The 14,906-nt window shown below is 69.4% G+C and carries 12 protein-coding genes and 1 pseudogene; 2 read left to right on the top strand and 11 right to left on the bottom strand.

Annotation, left to right across the window (positions count from 1 at the left end):
* Positions 1 to 350 precede the first annotated feature (350 nt).
* The 4 genes and pseudogenes from OHO27_RS10970 to OHO27_RS10960 all read right to left on the bottom strand — a co-directional run bounded on the left by OHO27_RS10970 (position 351) and on the right by OHO27_RS10960 (position 7,838).
* Positions 351 to 2,558: an SUKH-4 family immunity protein gene (locus OHO27_RS10970; RefSeq protein ID WP_328422714.1), complete on the bottom strand. Its 2,208-nt coding sequence runs from the start codon at positions 2,556 to 2,558 to the stop codon at positions 351 to 353.
* 19 nt (positions 2,559 to 2,577) lie between these two features.
* Positions 2,578 to 4,140, bottom strand: a complete 1,563-nt coding sequence (locus OHO27_RS10965) for a toxin glutamine deamidase domain-containing protein (protein ID WP_328430402.1) — start codon at positions 4,138 to 4,140, stop codon at positions 2,578 to 2,580.
* Between the two features lie 2,417 nt (positions 4,141 to 6,557).
* Positions 6,558 to 6,986 (bottom strand): annotated as a pseudogene (locus OHO27_RS43120) (WXG100-like domain-containing protein); the annotation flags it as partial.
* 198 nt (positions 6,987 to 7,184) lie between these two features.
* Positions 7,185 to 7,838 carry a hypothetical protein gene (locus tag OHO27_RS10960; protein WP_328422712.1) on the bottom strand — a complete coding sequence of 218 codons (654 nt, stop codon included), beginning with the start codon at positions 7,836 to 7,838 and terminating at the stop codon, positions 7,185 to 7,187.
* A 216-nt stretch (positions 7,839 to 8,054) separates the two neighbouring features.
* Here OHO27_RS10960 and OHO27_RS10955 point away from each other — a divergent pair, with 216 nt between their 5' ends.
* On the top strand, positions 8,055 to 8,273 hold the full coding sequence (locus tag OHO27_RS10955; protein ID WP_328422710.1) for a hypothetical protein: 219 nt from the start codon (positions 8,055 to 8,057) through the stop codon (positions 8,271 to 8,273).
* A gap of 76 nt (positions 8,274 to 8,349) precedes the next feature.
* Here the strand turns inward: OHO27_RS10955 and OHO27_RS10950 are convergent, their stop codons facing one another.
* Together OHO27_RS10950 and OHO27_RS10945 are read right to left on the bottom strand one after the other, a co-directional pair.
* Entirely contained in the window at positions 8,350 to 8,700 is a 351-nt protein-coding gene (locus OHO27_RS10950; protein ID WP_328422708.1) for an LppU/SCO3897 family protein, read from the bottom strand.
* Positions 8,701 to 9,055: 355 nt separating this feature from the next.
* Positions 9,056 to 9,709, bottom strand: coding sequence for a hypothetical protein (locus OHO27_RS10945; RefSeq protein ID WP_328422706.1), 654 nt, complete (start codon positions 9,707 to 9,709; stop codon positions 9,056 to 9,058).
* 159 nt (positions 9,710 to 9,868) lie between these two features.
* Here OHO27_RS10945 and OHO27_RS10940 point away from each other — a divergent pair, with 159 nt between their 5' ends.
* Positions 9,869 to 10,240, top strand: coding sequence for a hypothetical protein (locus OHO27_RS10940; protein ID WP_328422704.1), 372 nt, complete (start codon positions 9,869 to 9,871; stop codon positions 10,238 to 10,240).
* A gap of 96 nt (positions 10,241 to 10,336) precedes the next feature.
* On the opposite strand, the gene OHO27_RS10935 is transcribed toward OHO27_RS10940, so the two are convergent.
* From OHO27_RS10935 to OHO27_RS10915, 5 genes are all read right to left on the bottom strand, one after another.
* Positions 10,337 to 10,642 (bottom strand): hypothetical protein, encoded by a 306-nt coding sequence (locus OHO27_RS10935; RefSeq protein WP_328422702.1) that lies wholly within the window; start codon positions 10,640 to 10,642, stop codon positions 10,337 to 10,339.
* A gap of 16 nt (positions 10,643 to 10,658) precedes the next feature.
* Positions 10,659 to 11,978 carry an SUKH-4 family immunity protein gene (locus OHO27_RS10930; protein WP_328422700.1) on the bottom strand — a complete coding sequence of 440 codons (1,320 nt, stop codon included), beginning with the start codon at positions 11,976 to 11,978 and terminating at the stop codon, positions 10,659 to 10,661.
* A gap of 36 nt (positions 11,979 to 12,014) precedes the next feature.
* Positions 12,015 to 13,967: an ATP-binding protein gene (locus OHO27_RS10925; protein WP_328422698.1), complete on the bottom strand. Its 1,953-nt coding sequence runs from the start codon at positions 13,965 to 13,967 to the stop codon at positions 12,015 to 12,017.
* A gap of 123 nt (positions 13,968 to 14,090) precedes the next feature.
* Positions 14,091 to 14,408 carry a DUF397 domain-containing protein gene (locus OHO27_RS10920; protein ID WP_328422696.1) on the bottom strand — a complete coding sequence of 106 codons (318 nt, stop codon included), beginning with the start codon at positions 14,406 to 14,408 and terminating at the stop codon, positions 14,091 to 14,093.
* Between the two features lie 84 nt (positions 14,409 to 14,492).
* Positions 14,493 to 14,879 (bottom strand): hypothetical protein, encoded by a 387-nt coding sequence (locus OHO27_RS10915; RefSeq protein WP_328422694.1) that lies wholly within the window; start codon positions 14,877 to 14,879, stop codon positions 14,493 to 14,495.
* Positions 14,880 to 14,906 lie beyond the last annotated feature (27 nt).

Below are 14,906 nucleotides of genomic sequence, written 5' to 3'. Positions count from 1 at the left end.
AGGAGGGGGCCGTCGGGGCTGGGGAGAGCGGCGTGAAGGGCCCTCAGGGGGCAGCGGTAGAGCGGCGAGCTGCAGCCGGAACTCTCCCTGTGGGGTGTTACCAGTCCCCGCTGTACACGCTCCCGTCGCCCCTGTAATCCTGACCCATCCAGATGGTCGCAGCAGGAGTCGGCTGGTCGCGCGCGGAAGGCGTCGCCGAGTACCGGGCCCGGCCCGCCCGTCAGACCCGGTCGTCGAAGTCGTAGTCCTCGAAGGCCCTTTGCCATCCCCGTGTCCGGTAGGCCTGGGGTCGAGACCATTCTCGCCAAGCCGGTGGTACCGGGGTCCGCCGTGCCGAGGTCTATGAATGCCTACAGGTAGATGAATTCGTCGGCATCCGTCACGTGTCCCCAGTTTCTGGTGGCTGCCGCGGCGGGGTCGATGCCCGCCAGCCAGGACCTGAGTTCGTCGATGAGGTCCTCCCCGTCGACGCCGCCGCTCGTGTGGTAGGCCAGCATGTACTTCCACTGCAGGCACACCATCGCGCTGAACTGGGCCAGGGAGGAGCCGGCCAGGGGGTCGCCGGGCTGGTCGTCGTCGACCGCGCCCTTCCTCGACTGTCGTAGTACGCGGCCGGTGGGGCCGTCGAGGAGCAGGATGCCGCCGATCCAGGTGCCCAGTTCGTAGAACGGACCGTCTCCCACGGGCGTTTCAAGCTCCTTGGTGCCTGCCCAGGTGTGCTCGGCGAAGCCGGTGCCTGCGAGATTGTGGGTGCTGAGACTGAGGAAGTCGTTGACGGCAGGGAAGCCGACCTCGGTGAGGAAACGACGGGTCGGCTCGTGCGTCAGGCCGGCGGGCAGTTGCTCCTCGGTCAGGAGAGGGGCGATGTCCGCATCGAACACGTCGAGTACGAGGTCGCGGGTGGGGCGGCAGGCGGCCTCGTCGAACGGGCGCGGCGTGACCTTTGCGTACCGGCTGATGGCAGGGAGTGCGGGCAGGGGGTTGGCTTCGATGTAGTCCGGGTCGGGCTCGATCGCATAGATCCCTCGGCTCCCACCGAGCACAATCAGATCGCCGGCGCAGGCCACGTCCTTGACCTTGGGCGCTTGGATCACGCGGAGTGTGGAGGGATCGCCGAGGGCCGCCGCGCGGACCAGGTTCCAGGAGGTCTCGGCCCCCCAGCGGGCCGGCGCCTGGGGTGTGGGCGGGGCTTCCTCGATGAACGGCCCCTTGGCCCCGATGAATTGCCCCGTAGCTGCGAGGAGCCGGCCGGTGGCAGCGTGCCAGGTCTGCTCGAGACGGTCCTGGGTGCGGCTGGTCACGGTGGTGCCGTCTGCCTCGGCCCGCAGCTCTTCGACGACGTCGATCTGGGGCGGGCGGGGACGGACCCGGCCGGGGGCGCGCCAGTGCGTCCAGACGGTCCGCCACGGCAGGGGACCGGCGGATTCGATCAAGGCGTCGGCCCGTTCCGTATCGCCCTGGCTGAGCGCCACGAGATGCAGCAGTGAGACCCACTCTGCTTGCGAGGACGGCGCCAGACCGAGATGGTCGAGGTAATACAGATCCGCGGAGAGGCTGCCCGCGGGAATGCTGTCGGGGAAGGCCACGCGGAGAGCGTTGAGCAGGGCGGTGTGGGTGCACTTGACCAGCGTGCGGGGATCAGCGAGGAGTTCCTCGAATCGGCCCGCGGCTGCGGCATGGGCGGGCAGGGCGCGGGTCACATAGTCATCGAGCGGGTCGCCGTCGGCACAGGCGAACAGGCGGTCCGTGACTGCCTGCTGGAAAGCACGGAAAGTGCCGGCCGGGATTTCTGCGCGAAGCATCCGGGCATCGCGCTCGTGAGTGAACACCACCGGTACCTCGTCCGTGGTTTCGACCGTGACGAAAGGCGACTCCTCGCCGATCGTGCGCAGTTCCGCGACGTCGAAGTCCGTTCCGAGCGCCGAGCAGAGCGCCTGCCACTCCTCGAAGCGCACACGGTGCGGCTCGGACAGGGCCAGGGCCGTCATGGCCGTGCGTTTACGCGTCGGCAGCGAGTTGGGGGACAGCCGGACGACGTCGTGGGCGGGGGCGAGCAGGATGGGGTTCCGGTTCCGGGGGCTGAGGTCGTACACCTCGCTGTCGACTTCGACCACGAGTTTGATGTTGGTCGCCTTGGAGAGCCTACTGAACGCTCCAACGATCCCGCCGGCAGCGACGTACAGCGGTTCATCTGTGAACCGCCTCTTCCCTGCCCACTGAGTATTGGTCACGACAACGATTCTCGGGTCGAACTTCCTGTCGAAAACGAGATCGTCCACGAGACTGGTGAGCGCGTGGATGCTCCGGAAATCGCCGTATGAAACACCGATGGCCCGCATCACCCGATCCGCCACCTCTTCCGCGCAGCGGCCCGTAGCATCAACGAGCACGGCCCCAGTGGTGCCGGCGGCGAAATCTTCCAGAAGTGCAGTCTTTCCGGCTCCGGAGGGGCCGTCGACGTAGACAATGCCCCGCTTGGGTGGAAGTTTAGCCAGCTGTGAGCTGATCTGGTCCGAGGCTTCCTCCAGGTTGAGGTGAGAATTCACAGCGGGCGACATCCTTTCATGGTGATGGGCATCACTCTGAGCCGGTGCTCTGCAGGCCGCCATGCGTCATGGCGCGGATCCACACCTTACCGAGCCTCTTGAGGTTCTTGTTCAGATCGTCCTCGAATTGCCGCTTATGCGTCTTGTTGTTCTCAGGTACGTCCTCGGGGCTCACGATATCCGCCTCCTTGCGGTAACCGGTTCCGTAGAACACATCGACGCCCGCCATTTTCTGCGAAATCAACCTGGCGCAGTTCGCGTATCCCCCACCCTTGCCGCATGGTTCACGGTCGGTGTACATGCTCAGCGGCTCGTATTGCGCACTTTCTTCGCGTTGCTCGTTGAGTGTGTCCAAGTAATCCAGAATGTTCTTCTCTGAATGCTTGTTGTCAGTTCCAGGGTAAGAGCTGTCGACCACGTAGCTTATTTGTTTGCTTACTGGGTCGTAGACCTCGACGGCGGCGTAATTGCGTCCGGTGAAGTCGGGGCGATGCTCCCCTGCGTCCTTGATACTCGCGGCAACTCCACCCAGTTCATTTATGAGTGCTGCCGTGATTTCGTCGTCTCGCCGCGATGGTGCCCAGTGCGCCGTGGCGTGCTTCCCGACTGCTGGCTTTGGATAGCCGTCCAGCGGCTCCGGGCTCGCACTCACGGCGTGGGACTCATGGAATTTCAGGCTCAGACGAGCCAGCGACGCGATCACCGCACCCCGTTCCCCGGGGTGCATGTCCCCGAAGCCGGGGAGAATCCTTACCAGGTCGTCATGCCGCAGAATCCTCGGCTTGTGATCGGGGTCGTCGGGTCGCGGCGGACTGCAGGACTGTAGGGCGTCGACGAGCGGGACCCGTGTACCGGTGCCGTCTTCGGTCGGAACCGGGTCCAGCCAGTCGTTCAGCTGCTGGTGGACCGGGTCCATGTCGAGCTGCCGGACATTGTTCGTCTGCCGCACGTTCTGCTGGTCCGGCATGGGATTCATGCCGTAGTGGGAAGTGTCGACGGTCTCCGGCTCGGTGAGTCGAGGGTGTTCCGTGCGCTGTGGATCGTCCCTGGGGTGAGGTTTCTCGTCAGTGTTGTCGGGATCGGATTCCTGTGGCGCGCCCGCCGGATTCTCAGCCGGTCGGCGATCGGTGCTGTCAGCTGTCTCGGATGCCTGTTGGCCAGAGTCCGGCGTGGATCGGTCGGCGTTTCCCGTCCCGTCGGTCGCCACCGGCTGCCGGTTCGAGTCCAGCGGAATCGCAAAGACCCCGTTGTTGCCGTCGTGCAGCGGCCTCGAGCTCTGCTGCCCCGTCTGGGCGTCGATGTAGGTGACTTTGCCGTTGTGGTTGACGGCGTTCCACGCGTGGGCCCGTCCGTTGGCGTCCTGCGTGATGATCACGGCCTGCGAGCCATGGCCGCTGTTGCGGAGGGTGTTCTCCAGGCGGTTGAAGGCGTCGCGGCCGTTGCCCATGTCGCTGAAGCGGGCGCCGAGGGTGTTCTCGATGCGGTCGCGGCCGCCCTTCTCACCGCGGTCCGAGGGCTTGCCGTCGGCATCGTGGTCGGGGGTACGTGCGCCCGCGGCCGTGGGGTTGCCGGCGTAGGTGTCGACCGTGGACAGGGCCGTGTCGACGCAGTTGTTGTTGCGGCCGGGGGCGTCTCGACCTTCGCCGTTGATGCGCTCGACCCAGCGGCCGTCCGCCGGGTTCGGCGGTCGGGTCGGGTCGCCGTTCTCGTCTCGGGGGACCGAGTTCTCCAGGGCGTCCTGCTCGGCGCGGGTGGGGTCGGTGACGCCCCCGGCGGGTTGGTGTTGCGGGTCTCCGAGGCCGGGGTCGGAGTCTCCTTCGGCTTCGGGTTGTCCGAGGAGTCCTGCTGGTTGGCGTTGCTGGGGGTGGGGTCCGGGGTCTGCGGGTTGGACTGATTGGGCTGGTTGCTCGGCACCTGGGTCACGTGGTGGATCGGGACCGGGGTGACCTGGGGCGGCTGCTGCTGTTGGTTCGGGGTGTTCGCCGGGGGCTGGTGGGTGGTGGGCTGCGAGCCCGGCTGGTTCGGGGTGTTCGGCGTGCTCCCCGCGGGCTGGTGGGGCGGCCTGTTGGGGGTGGTGCCGGGGTTCGGCTGGTTCGGAGTGCCGGGCGTGCCCTGAGTCGCGGGGTTGCTGGTAGGGCCGGGCTGGGTCGACGAGTGCGGACTGTTGCTCGGCGTCGAGGCGCGCTCGGGTCCGGTGCCGGGCGAGGTCGATGGCGTCGACGCGGGGGTGTTGGTGGAGGGCGACGCGGTCCTGGGGGGAGTCGACTGGGCCGGGTTCTGGTTCGGGGTGGTCGTACTCGGGTTCTGTCCTGGGGTGTTGGTACGGCTGCCGCCGGTCGAGTCGGGGTTGTTGCGGGGCGTGGTGCTGTCACTGGGGGTCGTGTTCCCGGGGTTGTTGCGAGGCGTCGTGCCGTCCCCTGGTGTGACGGTGCCGGGGTTGTTGCGGGGCGGAGTGCGGTCGCCAGGTGTCGTACCGGGGTTGTTGCGGGAGGTGGTGCTGTCACTGGGGGTCGTGTTCCCGGGGTTGTTGCGAGGCGTCGTGCCGTCCCCCGGTGTGGTGGTCCCGGGGGCGTTGCGGGGCGGGGTGCGGTCGCCGGGTGTCGAAGCGGCGGGGGTGTTCCGCGGCGTGCTGCTGTCGCCCGGGGTCGTACTGCCAGGGCGCTGGGTCGGTATTCGACCATCCGGCGTTCCCTGCGTACCCGGCGTACGGCCGTCCCCCGCACCCGGAGCTCGCCCGTCCGGCGTCGCAGCTGGCGTACTCCGAGGCGCCGCAGAAGCCGTGGCGCTCGGAGTGGAGGCCGGCCCCGTCCCCGTGGCTGACGGCGTGCCAGGAGTACCCGCAGAGGGATTCCTCGCCGAGGCGGAGTTGGGGCTCGGGCTTGTGGCGGACGGCGTGCTGGTGCCGCCGGAGGCGCCCGGGCTGTGGTGCCCACCGGGAGTCGCGCCCCCGGTGGAAGGCGCCGTGGGCGACGTCGGCATGGCCGAGCCGCCGTCCGAACGGCTTCCGGAACTGGAGGGAGACGAGTCGGCTGCCGGTGCCGGTGCGGCGTTGGACTGGGTGGGAGCGGTGGCGGCCAGGCCGTCGATCTGGGTGCCGATCGAGCCGCTTCCCGGTGAGGAGGACGTACTGCCGGACGACGCGGCCCCGGACGACGGCGTGGACTGCGGGCTCGGGGACGACAGGCCGGATACGCCGGAACCGCCACCGGAGTGCGAGGGCCCGGAGGTGCTCGGCGTGCCGGACGAACCGTTGGAGCCGGGGGAGTTGGACGCCCCACCGGACGAGGGGTCGTCGAAGTCCGACAGGGACGACCCGGACGGGGCCACCGTCGGCCTCGAGTACGGCGTGTCCGAGGAGGACGGATTCTGCCCGGGGCCGGAGTTGGAATCGGACCCCGAGCCGGAGTCAGGGCCCGCCCCGACATTCGGTCCGCCGATGTCGTTGCCGCCGGTGTCGGCCGATATCCCGTTGCCGATGTTCGTACCCGGCCCGTTGCCGTTGCTCGAACGCGACGATGTCGAGGAGTCCGACGAGTCCGATGACCCCGACGAACCGGAGTCCGAGGAAGAGCTGGAGCTGGAGCTGGAGTTGGAGCTCCCCGAGCCGGAGTCCCCGTTCCCGCTGCTGCCGTCACCGCTCCCGTGGGCCCCGGCACCGCTGTTGCTGCCCGGCGTCCCGGACGGCCCGTTGTACCCGTCGATACGGCTGTCGATCGCGTGGTGGAAGCGGTCGCCCGCCTTCTTGCCCATGCTGTCGCGCACGCCCTCGGCGAACGTCTGCGGGCTCTGCTTCAGGGCCTCCAGCCCGGCCGTGCCACCGGCCTTCATGGTGGCGCCGACGTCGTAGCCCTCCTGGGCGCCGAAGCCGACGTTCACCGTCTGGCGGATGAGGTCGGTGATGATCGCCTCGATCGCCGAGATCGCGGGTTCCTTCATCGTCTCGATGAGGGCCTCGATCATGGCTTTTTTGAGCTCGTCGAGGAGGCGTCGGACGATGAGGCGGGCGGCCTGGGTGGCGCCCATTCCCGCTACCGAGGACAGACCGAAAGTGAAGGGCGCGGCGGCAGCGGCGGCGGCGATCTGGATCGCCAGGGCGATGAGCTGGGCGATCACCGCCCACTTGGCGAACTCGACGAGGTAGGCGCAGGTCTCCATCACGTTCGCGATGAGGAAGGCGGCCTCGGCGGCGTTCCGGAGGTAGCCGTCGCCGCCGCCCCCGCCGTCGAACTTCTCGTACGTCTTCGTGAACTTGTCGATGGACTCGCCGGCGTTGTTGGCGGTCACCGTGCGGGCGCTGGTGTTCGCCTTGGTGTGCAGCTCGTTGACGTCCTCGCCGAACTTGCGCCACAGGGCGGCCGAGTCTCTGAGCTTGTCCTCGTCTGCCGTAGGCCAGTTGTAGCCCAGCATCTGGAGAACCCACTCGAGTTCGTCCGGCAGCATCATCGACACAGCAGAAAGCACCCCCGTCAGACAGCACGGCCGTACACGTCCCTCACCAGCCAAGGGAAATCACACAGGAGTACAGCCGTCCGCAAAGTTTACGGACTTACCTGCCGGTGACTTCAGGTGTCAGCTGTCACAAGTCCGTTTCAGGTCGCCGCTGTTGTCGGAGGCGAGCCGTAGGCGACGGCAGACCGGTCACTGCGTACGGCCCTGGGTGCGCTGTCGGTGTCCCTTGATGTCGGGCCGGCCGACGTGGCCCTCGGCGCGCTCGGACTCGCCGAGCCAGAGGTGCGGGACGTACTGCTGGACCGCCGAGACCATCTCCTGTCGGCAGGGGCCGGGGAAGGGGAGGCGGTGGCGCAGGCGGGGCAGGTCGGGGTGCAACGGCTCCTCGTCGCGCACGAGGGTCCACAGGACGGGGTCGTCCCGGTCAATCGGGCCGGTGGGGAACAGCTCAAGGGAGTAGACCTTCTGGCTCCGGCCGAACTTGCTCCAGTACAGGCCGACTCCGGCGAGGCTCTGCCAAGGGATGACGTTGCGAAGCTTGCCGTTCTCGACCCACAGGCCTGTGGCGTCGACGAGGATCCGGCTGCGACGGTTCGCCCAGTTGGCGATGAACAGGAATACGCCGAGCGCACCGAGCAGCAGCATGAACACGAGGCCCACGTAACCTGCCGGATTGGACTCCCCCTTCTGGTTCCCGGTAGCAACCACGACCGCGCCGACGACGCCGACCGCGCCCATCGCGATGAGCAGGACGGAGCAGGGGAGGCCGGTCATGGCGCCGCGACGGCCGGTCCGTATGACCATGGCGTCGGGTGCGGGGGAGGGCGTGTGCGAAGGCAACATGGTGCGTGAGCTTAGCGAATTGACCTACGCTGCCTCCCCATGACGATGCACGGCCGGGAACACGGCGGGGAACAGGTACAGACGCAGCTGCGAGGCGGAGAGGGCGATCCGGTCCCGCCCGGGGTGGACGAGTTCCGGGCGACTTTCCAGAGGCAGTCGGATCCGGGGTTCGCGAGACAGCGGTCGCAGCAGGCGCGGAGCGCTCGCGGTGGGCTCATGGCTGCAGGGGCGCTGGTGGCGCTGGTCTGTCTCGTCGTGATCGTGGGACGTCTCAACAACGGTACGCAGGCGGGTGCGGGGACCCTGGTGTACGGCGTGAGCCTCGCTTCCGCCGGCCTCAGCGTGGAGTTGGCGCGGCGCGCCCGCACCCGCCTGGCCATGATGGCGATCATTCTCGCGGCGGCGGGCGCGTCGCTGGCGGACGCGATGCCCTGACTCGCTCGATTCCGGTCAGCGAGCCGAGGGCCGGCTCAGGCCGTACGGATCGTACGGACCGGACCGGCCATTCGGATCAGACCTCGGTGAAACACAACGTGTAGTCGAAGCCCCGGCTGTTGCGGTACTGAATGCCGTAGTCGTACTCCGCCGAGCATTCCTGGTCCTGGCCCGGGAGCAGGGCCCCCGTCTTGTACTCGGCCTCGGGCGAGCCGCAGTCGACGACCGTCGGCAGCGGATCGCCCTGAGGGTCCGCGACCTTGACACAGTCGCCGATCTCCGGATCGTGCGTCTTGGCCTCCTCGGCGGCCGCGGACGCCGAAGCCTCTGCCTTGGCCTTGCCGCCGGTGGGACTGGTGTTGTAGTCCCAGACGTAGTAGCCCAGCCCACCGAAGATCGCTATGACGACGACGGCGGCCTTCAGCATCCGCAGCACACCTCCCGGCTGCGGGCGCTGAGGGCCGCGCGGCGGCTGCGGCTGAGGTTGCTGCGGGTATCCGTACCCTTGCTGCGGCTGTCCGTACGGCTGCTGCGGTTGTCCGTAAGGTTGCTGCGGCTGGCCATACGTCTGCTGTGGCTGTCCGTACGGCGGTTGCGGCTGCTGCCCGTACGGCTGATTCGGATACTGCGGTGGAGGCGTCGACATGCCCGGGAACCCCGTAATTGGCTGAACGTTGAATGAACTGGCAAAGGTCAACGCGAAGTTGACCCGGCGCAGGCTATCCCCCGACGTCAGCCGGACCGTCACCGGGTCAACCGTCACCGGGTCAACCGCCACCGGGTCAGAAGTAACTGATCAAGAAAGTCACCCCGGCGCCGACGAGCCCCACCCCGATCATCCCGAGCACGGCCGCCCGCGTCACTCCCCGCCCCGCCGCCTCCCAGGCAGCGTCGAACGAGACACGGCTCGCCCCGAACGGAGCGAACCCGGTGGCCAGGCAGAACACGCCGAGCCCGGTGAGTACCCAGCCGCCGAAGAACGCGGCGAACCAGCGCCAGGCCCGGTCCATCCCGGCCTGGACGTAGTCGGCGCCTGTCCCGTCATCCGAGGTCGGCGGCTGCGTCTGCTGCACGGACAACTCGGTGCCCGGCGCGTACCGTTGCCTGACCTGCACCGCCGCGTTGGTGTCCGTTCCCTTGCCGCCCTCGGCGACGAACGTACCCTCGCAGCGGACGGGACGGCGGTTCTTACGGCTGCTGCGGGAGGCGTTGTTCGGGTAGCTCACCTCGCACTGCTGCACCGTGAGGGTGCCCTGCGTGCCGGCCCAACCGGCCGCGTACGCTCCCTCGTACGCGCCGAACCCGCTCAGGCCGAGGCCCGCGATCAAAAAGACCAGGCCGCCCGCGCGTCCCAGGCGCCCGAAGGCTCTGCCGACGAGGCCGGCGAGGGAACGGTCGACGCCGGTACCGCTTCCTGTGCCTTGCGTCCGAGCCATGACGATGCGGTCCTTCTTCTCTACGGCCGATGGGGGCCCAGCATGGCATCCCTGAGTGACGGGAGATACTTCAGGTGTCGAGCGGCGACGAGAGGCAGCAACATGACGAGGCAACCCGACAACTCACCTAACCCGCAGGGCTCTTCACAGGAACGCGGTGTGCTCGACGAGGCACTCGAGCCCGAGCAGATTCGTTCCCTGAACTCTGCCCTGCGCAAGCTCTCCGAGACCGACGCCGGCGGCAAGGACCTGCAGGAGGCGGCCAAGAAGCTGCTCTCCGGCCGCCTCGCCCTGCGCGACGCCATGGACGACCCCGCGGTCTCGCGCGCCCTGGGCGGAGGTATGGCTTCCCTGCGCGGTCAGTGGGAGTCGCTGTCGGAGGACGAGCGCGACCAGATCAGGCACGGTGAGCCGCTTGACGGCGGTGGCCCGGCCTCCGGGCCTTCCGATCCCAAGCGGGCGGAGGGCGAGGATTCCCAGTCCGGGAAGAAGAACCAGGGGCGGCACAGCGGCGGGTTCTCGCTGTACTGATCACGCCCGAGCCCTACGTTCACGCCCAAGCCCTACGTTCACGCCCAAGCCCTACGTTCACGCCCGAGCCGTAGGTTCACGCCCGAGCCGTGCGTGTCATGCCTGGCGCTGCTTCCGGGACAGCGCGATGGCCGCCTCAGTCGGATAGTTGGGCACGGTGACGGTCTCACCGGTCTCCTTGGCGACCACGATCTTGCTGCCGCCGGGCGGAGCCGGCTGAGGCCGCCCGGCGGCGTCCGTGACGGGCGGGAACACCCCGTACACCAGGTAGCCGATGTCGAACTCCTCGACGCGCAGCTCGGCGGGACTGCCGTCAGGCAGCTCGGGCTGCGCATAGCGGCTGCGCACGATGGCGAGGGCCTGGTCGGCGGTGGTGGGCGCCGCCGGGTGGTCCGAAGTCACGGTTTCTCCTTGTTCGTCAGAACAACCCGTGCCACATCTGCTCGACGATCAGCGACCACCAGGTGTCCGCGTTGCCCAGCGCGGACGCGTCCACGGCCGCCAACTGCTCCTGCAGCGCCGCCACTTCCGCACCGGCCGCGACCGAGTCCAGACCCTGCAGGCGCTGCCGTGCGCCGGCGAGCAGCGCCAGGGAGCGCGCGAAGGCGGCGACCGACATGTTGACGTAGCGGGCCTCGGCAGTGACCGGATCCACGGCCCACAGCGCGCCGAGACCGTCCGGCTGCCCCGAGCCCGGCAGGACCTGCACGGCGATGACCGCGACACCGTCGAAACCGATCCGGACCAGGTGCGCCAGGGCGCCGATCTTCTCCTCGCCGGCCGGGCTGCGCCGCTCGCGCAGATTCGTGGCGACATCGGTGAACAGGCCACCGGCCGGAGGGGCGTCGGACCGGTCGGCGGTGAAGAACAGCGGGAGGTCGGCCGGCAGCCCCGCCCACGTGAGCGTCGCCCCGGCAGCCTCGGGCAGCGCGCTGTCGGATACGTCGTCGGCGTCGAAGCGGCGGACGCCGTCCTCGCCGAAGACCTCGACGAGATGACGCCCCAGGGCCACGTCACGCATCGGCTCGGCCGGCGTCACCTGTGCGGGTACCGGGAGGCGGAGCGGGCGGGGCGGCGGCTGCTGGCCGGCCATCCGGTGCATGGTCTCGACCTGCTCGACCAGCGCCGCGATGCCCTCCGCACGCGCCTCGGGACGAGCCCCGTAGGTCTGTGAGCAGGAGAGCTGGGCGTTGCGGAAGGTGTTGAGGAGCTCGGCCGTGTAGCCGCCGGGGAGCAGGCTGGGACGCAGATCGGTGTGGATGGCCACGACGTTGTCGGCGGGTACGTTCATCCGCCGCAGCTCGCCCCACGCCTGGTACTCGGCGGGAGGCAGGCCCGCGGCGGAGGTGCGGAAGAGGGTGGTCTCCTCGCCGTTCGCCGGGTCCGTGTACGTGAAGACAGCGGTGTTGCCGGGACCGGTGACCGGACGGGCACCGCCCTCGGACGCGCCCGCGCCGCCGTGCTTCTGCCGGTACATCTGTACGACCTCGTCGACCGGCACCGACGGCCAGACCGTCAGTTCGCCGGTACGACGGTCCACGACCCCGCATGCGTCACCGATCTCGGCAGGCGGCCGCCGCTCCCCGGTCTCCGGGTCACGCTCGGGCTCCGCAGGCGCCGCCCACACGACCCAGCCCAGGTCGAACTCCTGCATCCGGACCTCGCGGCGCGGCTCCGCGGAGCCTTCCGGGTTGAGCCAACGGTCGGCGATGGCGAGCGCCTGCTCCTGGCTGGTCACGGGGAGGCTCCTTCGAGGTTCATGGGTTGTGGGTGCCTACGAGGCTATCCCCGCGTCCGCCGCGCGGATACGGAGGGCCTTCGCCCCGTGCTCGGTGGCGAGAAGGAGGATGCCGTCGGGGGAGATGTCGGCGGCGGTGAAGGGCGTGTCGGAGATCAGTGCCGCCACGAGCTCCTGATCCGCCCGGTCCCAGACCCGCAGGTAGTCGGCACCTCGGCTCAGGCCCAGCGGGGCGGCGGCACGTTCCTCCTCCGAGGGGCGAAGAATCTGCTCGGGGTCGGCATCGCCGAGGTGATCAGACTGTACGAGGCCATGGACGAGCACCGCGGAACCGGGCTCCTCGCCGGACGCACCGACCGGGTGGGCACCCGGCGTGCCCACGGGTACGACCAGTACGGCGACCGGGGTGGCAGATCCGTCCGGGCGAGGCAGGCTGCCGACGGTCACGGCGCTGATGCCCGGGACGGGCAGGCTCCACAGCGTCTGCCAGGGCAGTTCCAGGCCGAGTCGCCGGTGTATCGCCTCGGCGTACTCGGGCAGGCCGTCCTCGACGAACGCGGTCTCCAACAGGGCGGCACGCAGCGTGACGGGCGCCTGGGTGCGGGTCAGCAGGGGTGCCGTACGCAGGTACGTGCGGGCGGGGGCGCCCAGCTCCTCGGTCGGTACCGCCTCGACGGCGGCGCGCAACGGCACTGGATCGGCGTGGACGAACAGCGCCGGGTCGGTGAGGAGTTGGGGCAGCAGCCCCGCTTCCAGCGTGTGGCCCGCGATGTTGTCCCGCACGTAGGGGTCGGCCTTGCTCCAGTCCTGCTCGGGCACGGCCTCCAGCAGGGCCATCGCGATCTGGCTCTGAGCGGCGGCAACGTTCGGCAGACCGGCGCGGATCTCGTCGCCGATGGCCGGGTGCAGCAGTCGTAGCAACGTACGTCCGTCGTCCGCCTGCTCGTCGTCCGACGCGTCCGCGTCCTGTTCCTCGGGCTGGACGAACGGCCCGGCGAGCAGCATCCCGCCCGCGAGGGCCTGGCTCATGTCCTGCCCGGCGACCGCGCTCGCCAGCCGTGCCCACAGCTGGACCGGCATGCCGTCTGCTTCGGCCAGGGCGAGCGGGGTGAGCATGAGCCGCAGCGTCTGCGAGTCGGTGCCGAGCCGCCTGGCGTGCAGATCCAGGGCCTCACCGACCGACGTCGGCAGGAACCTCTCGTCGGCCGGGTCGAAGCCCTCCGGAGCCATCAGAATGCAGTTGACGGCGAGTTGGACGACCAGCGGGCTGGTCCCGGCCCGGCGGCCGATGGCTGCTCCCAGGGCGAGACGGGCGGCGGGATCCACGGTGAACGGAAGCTCGGGTGCTCCGAACTCCGGGCTCAGCGCCGCGTGGGCGTGCCGCAGCAGGCCCTCGGGGTCGGCCCACTCCGGCTCGTCGAGATCGATGATCTGCACGGTGCCGGACGCCTGACCCTCGGCCAGCTCGGCGACCAGCTGACGCGGCACCTCGGCCAGCAGCCGGACCGTCTCCGTGGCGGCCAGGGGCGAGAGCACCTCGCGTACCAGCCGTGCGGGTTCGCCCGCTGTCCGCACCGGACCGGCACGGTCGACGTCCGGCACGACGACCGTCACCGGCTCGTCGAGTGCGGCCAGTTCGGCGTACACGCCCTCGACGCTGGTGGCGTTCAGCTCGTAGTGGTCGGCGAGCAGCCACAGGACCTGGGCGGCGGTCAGCCCTTCGGGGACGGGTACGGCCGGGGCCGGCAGATCCGGCGGCACCGTCGACGGATCCAGCTCGTCCAGCGGCAGCCGCTTGCGGTACTCCGGCTCGCACAGCATCAGAAACCCGGTGAGCAGCCGCGAACGCCCGCTGCCGGAATCGCCGGTGACCACGACGACGCGCGGAGCGCCGGGCGCGGCCTCCCGCCATGCGGTGAGCGCGCGCAGTGCGGCGGTCCGGCCGCCTATGTGGGGGTGCGGTGCGTAGTCCTCGGTCGAGCCGGTCATGGGTCCCCGTCCTCCGTCATCGCGGACGCATTTTCGTAGGACCTTGATCCTAGGCGCCGGGCCGGTCCCGCGGTCAGGCCCGTCCTCCACTGCGAACGGCGGCGGTGCGCTCCCGAAGCCGGCCTACTCCGCCGCCACCCCACCACCGCGCGGCGCAGCCTCCAGATCGAACTCCCCGTCCCGAGCCCCCAGCACGAACGCCCGCCACTCCGCCTCGGTGTACCGCAGCACGGTGCCGGGATCCAGGGACGAACGCATGGCCACCGCGCCCGCCGGCAGGTAGGCGATCTCGACCCGCTCCTCGTGCGCCTCGGTGCCGGGCGCGCACTGCCATTCGACGCCCGAGATGTCGAGGGCGTACAGCTCGTCCCGCTCCCGCTCCTTGCGTGCCTTGACGTCCTCGGACTGAGTCCCGACCTCGTTGTTGCGTGCCTCGGTCATGCCGCTGGGCCTCTTCCTGACGTGCGAACGACGTACGTGACTCAGCCTACTTGCGTCGACGGCCCCGCACGTGCCCGTCGAGGATCAGAGGTCCTGGCGAGGCCGCAGGTTGCTGTGCACGACGCCGGTCGGCACCTCCACCTGACCGTCGTACTCGGACATCGTCCGCTGCCAGATGGCGTCCTGCTCGGCCTCGTTCTTCTCGTGCGCCACGCCCATCTTGGTGAAGGCGACGCCCATACCGGCGATGCGCTCCGCCAGGCTGGCCATCGACTCGTACATGCCGTCGCGCAGGCCCTCGTAGACGACGCCGAACTTCTCGCCGATGTCGTCGTCACCCCACGGCGGGGTGTCGCCCTTCTCGAGCGCGGTCAGCCCGGTCTGCAGGGCCGTCACGGCCTTGGCGAAGTCCACGCCGACGCCGAACATGTGAAAGCCCTCGGTCTTGAGGACCTCAGGGTCGGAGTCCATGTAGTCCGACGGCACAACTGCCCCCCG

The organism is Streptomyces sp. NBC_00443 (assembly GCF_036014175.1).
In the GTDB taxonomy this organism is placed as follows: domain Bacteria; phylum Actinomycetota; class Actinomycetes; order Streptomycetales; family Streptomycetaceae; genus Streptomyces.
This window is presented reverse-complemented; position numbering and strand designations above follow the sequence as displayed.

What these genes read in the sequence shown, in the direction of transcription:
- OHO27_RS10970 (WP_328422714.1), bottom strand. Translation starts at nt 2,558, where the DNA reads ATGTCGCCCGCTGTGAATTCTCACCTCAACCTGGAGGAAGCCTCGGAC.
- OHO27_RS10960 (WP_328422712.1), bottom strand. Translation starts at nt 7,838, where the DNA reads ATGTTGCCTTCGCACACGCCCTCCCCCGCACCCGACGCCATGGTCATA.
- OHO27_RS10955 (WP_328422710.1), top strand. Translation starts at nt 8,055, where the DNA reads ATGGCTGCAGGGGCGCTGGTGGCGCTGGTCTGTCTCGTCGTGATCGTG.
- OHO27_RS10950 (WP_328422708.1), bottom strand. Translation starts at nt 8,700, where the DNA reads ATGCTGAAGGCCGCCGTCGTCGTCATAGCGATCTTCGGTGGGCTGGGC.
- OHO27_RS10945 (WP_328422706.1), bottom strand. Translation starts at nt 9,709, where the DNA reads ATGGCTCGGACGCAAGGCACAGGAAGCGGTACCGGCGTCGACCGTTCC.
- OHO27_RS10925 (WP_328422698.1), bottom strand. Translation starts at nt 13,967, where the DNA reads ATGACCGGCTCGACCGAGGACTACGCACCGCACCCCCACATAGGCGGC.
- OHO27_RS10920 (WP_328422696.1), bottom strand. Translation starts at nt 14,408, where the DNA reads ATGACCGAGGCACGCAACAACGAGGTCGGGACTCAGTCCGAGGACGTC.
- OHO27_RS10915 (WP_328422694.1), bottom strand. Translation starts at nt 14,879, where the DNA reads ATGGACTCCGACCCTGAGGTCCTCAAGACCGAGGGCTTTCACATGTTC.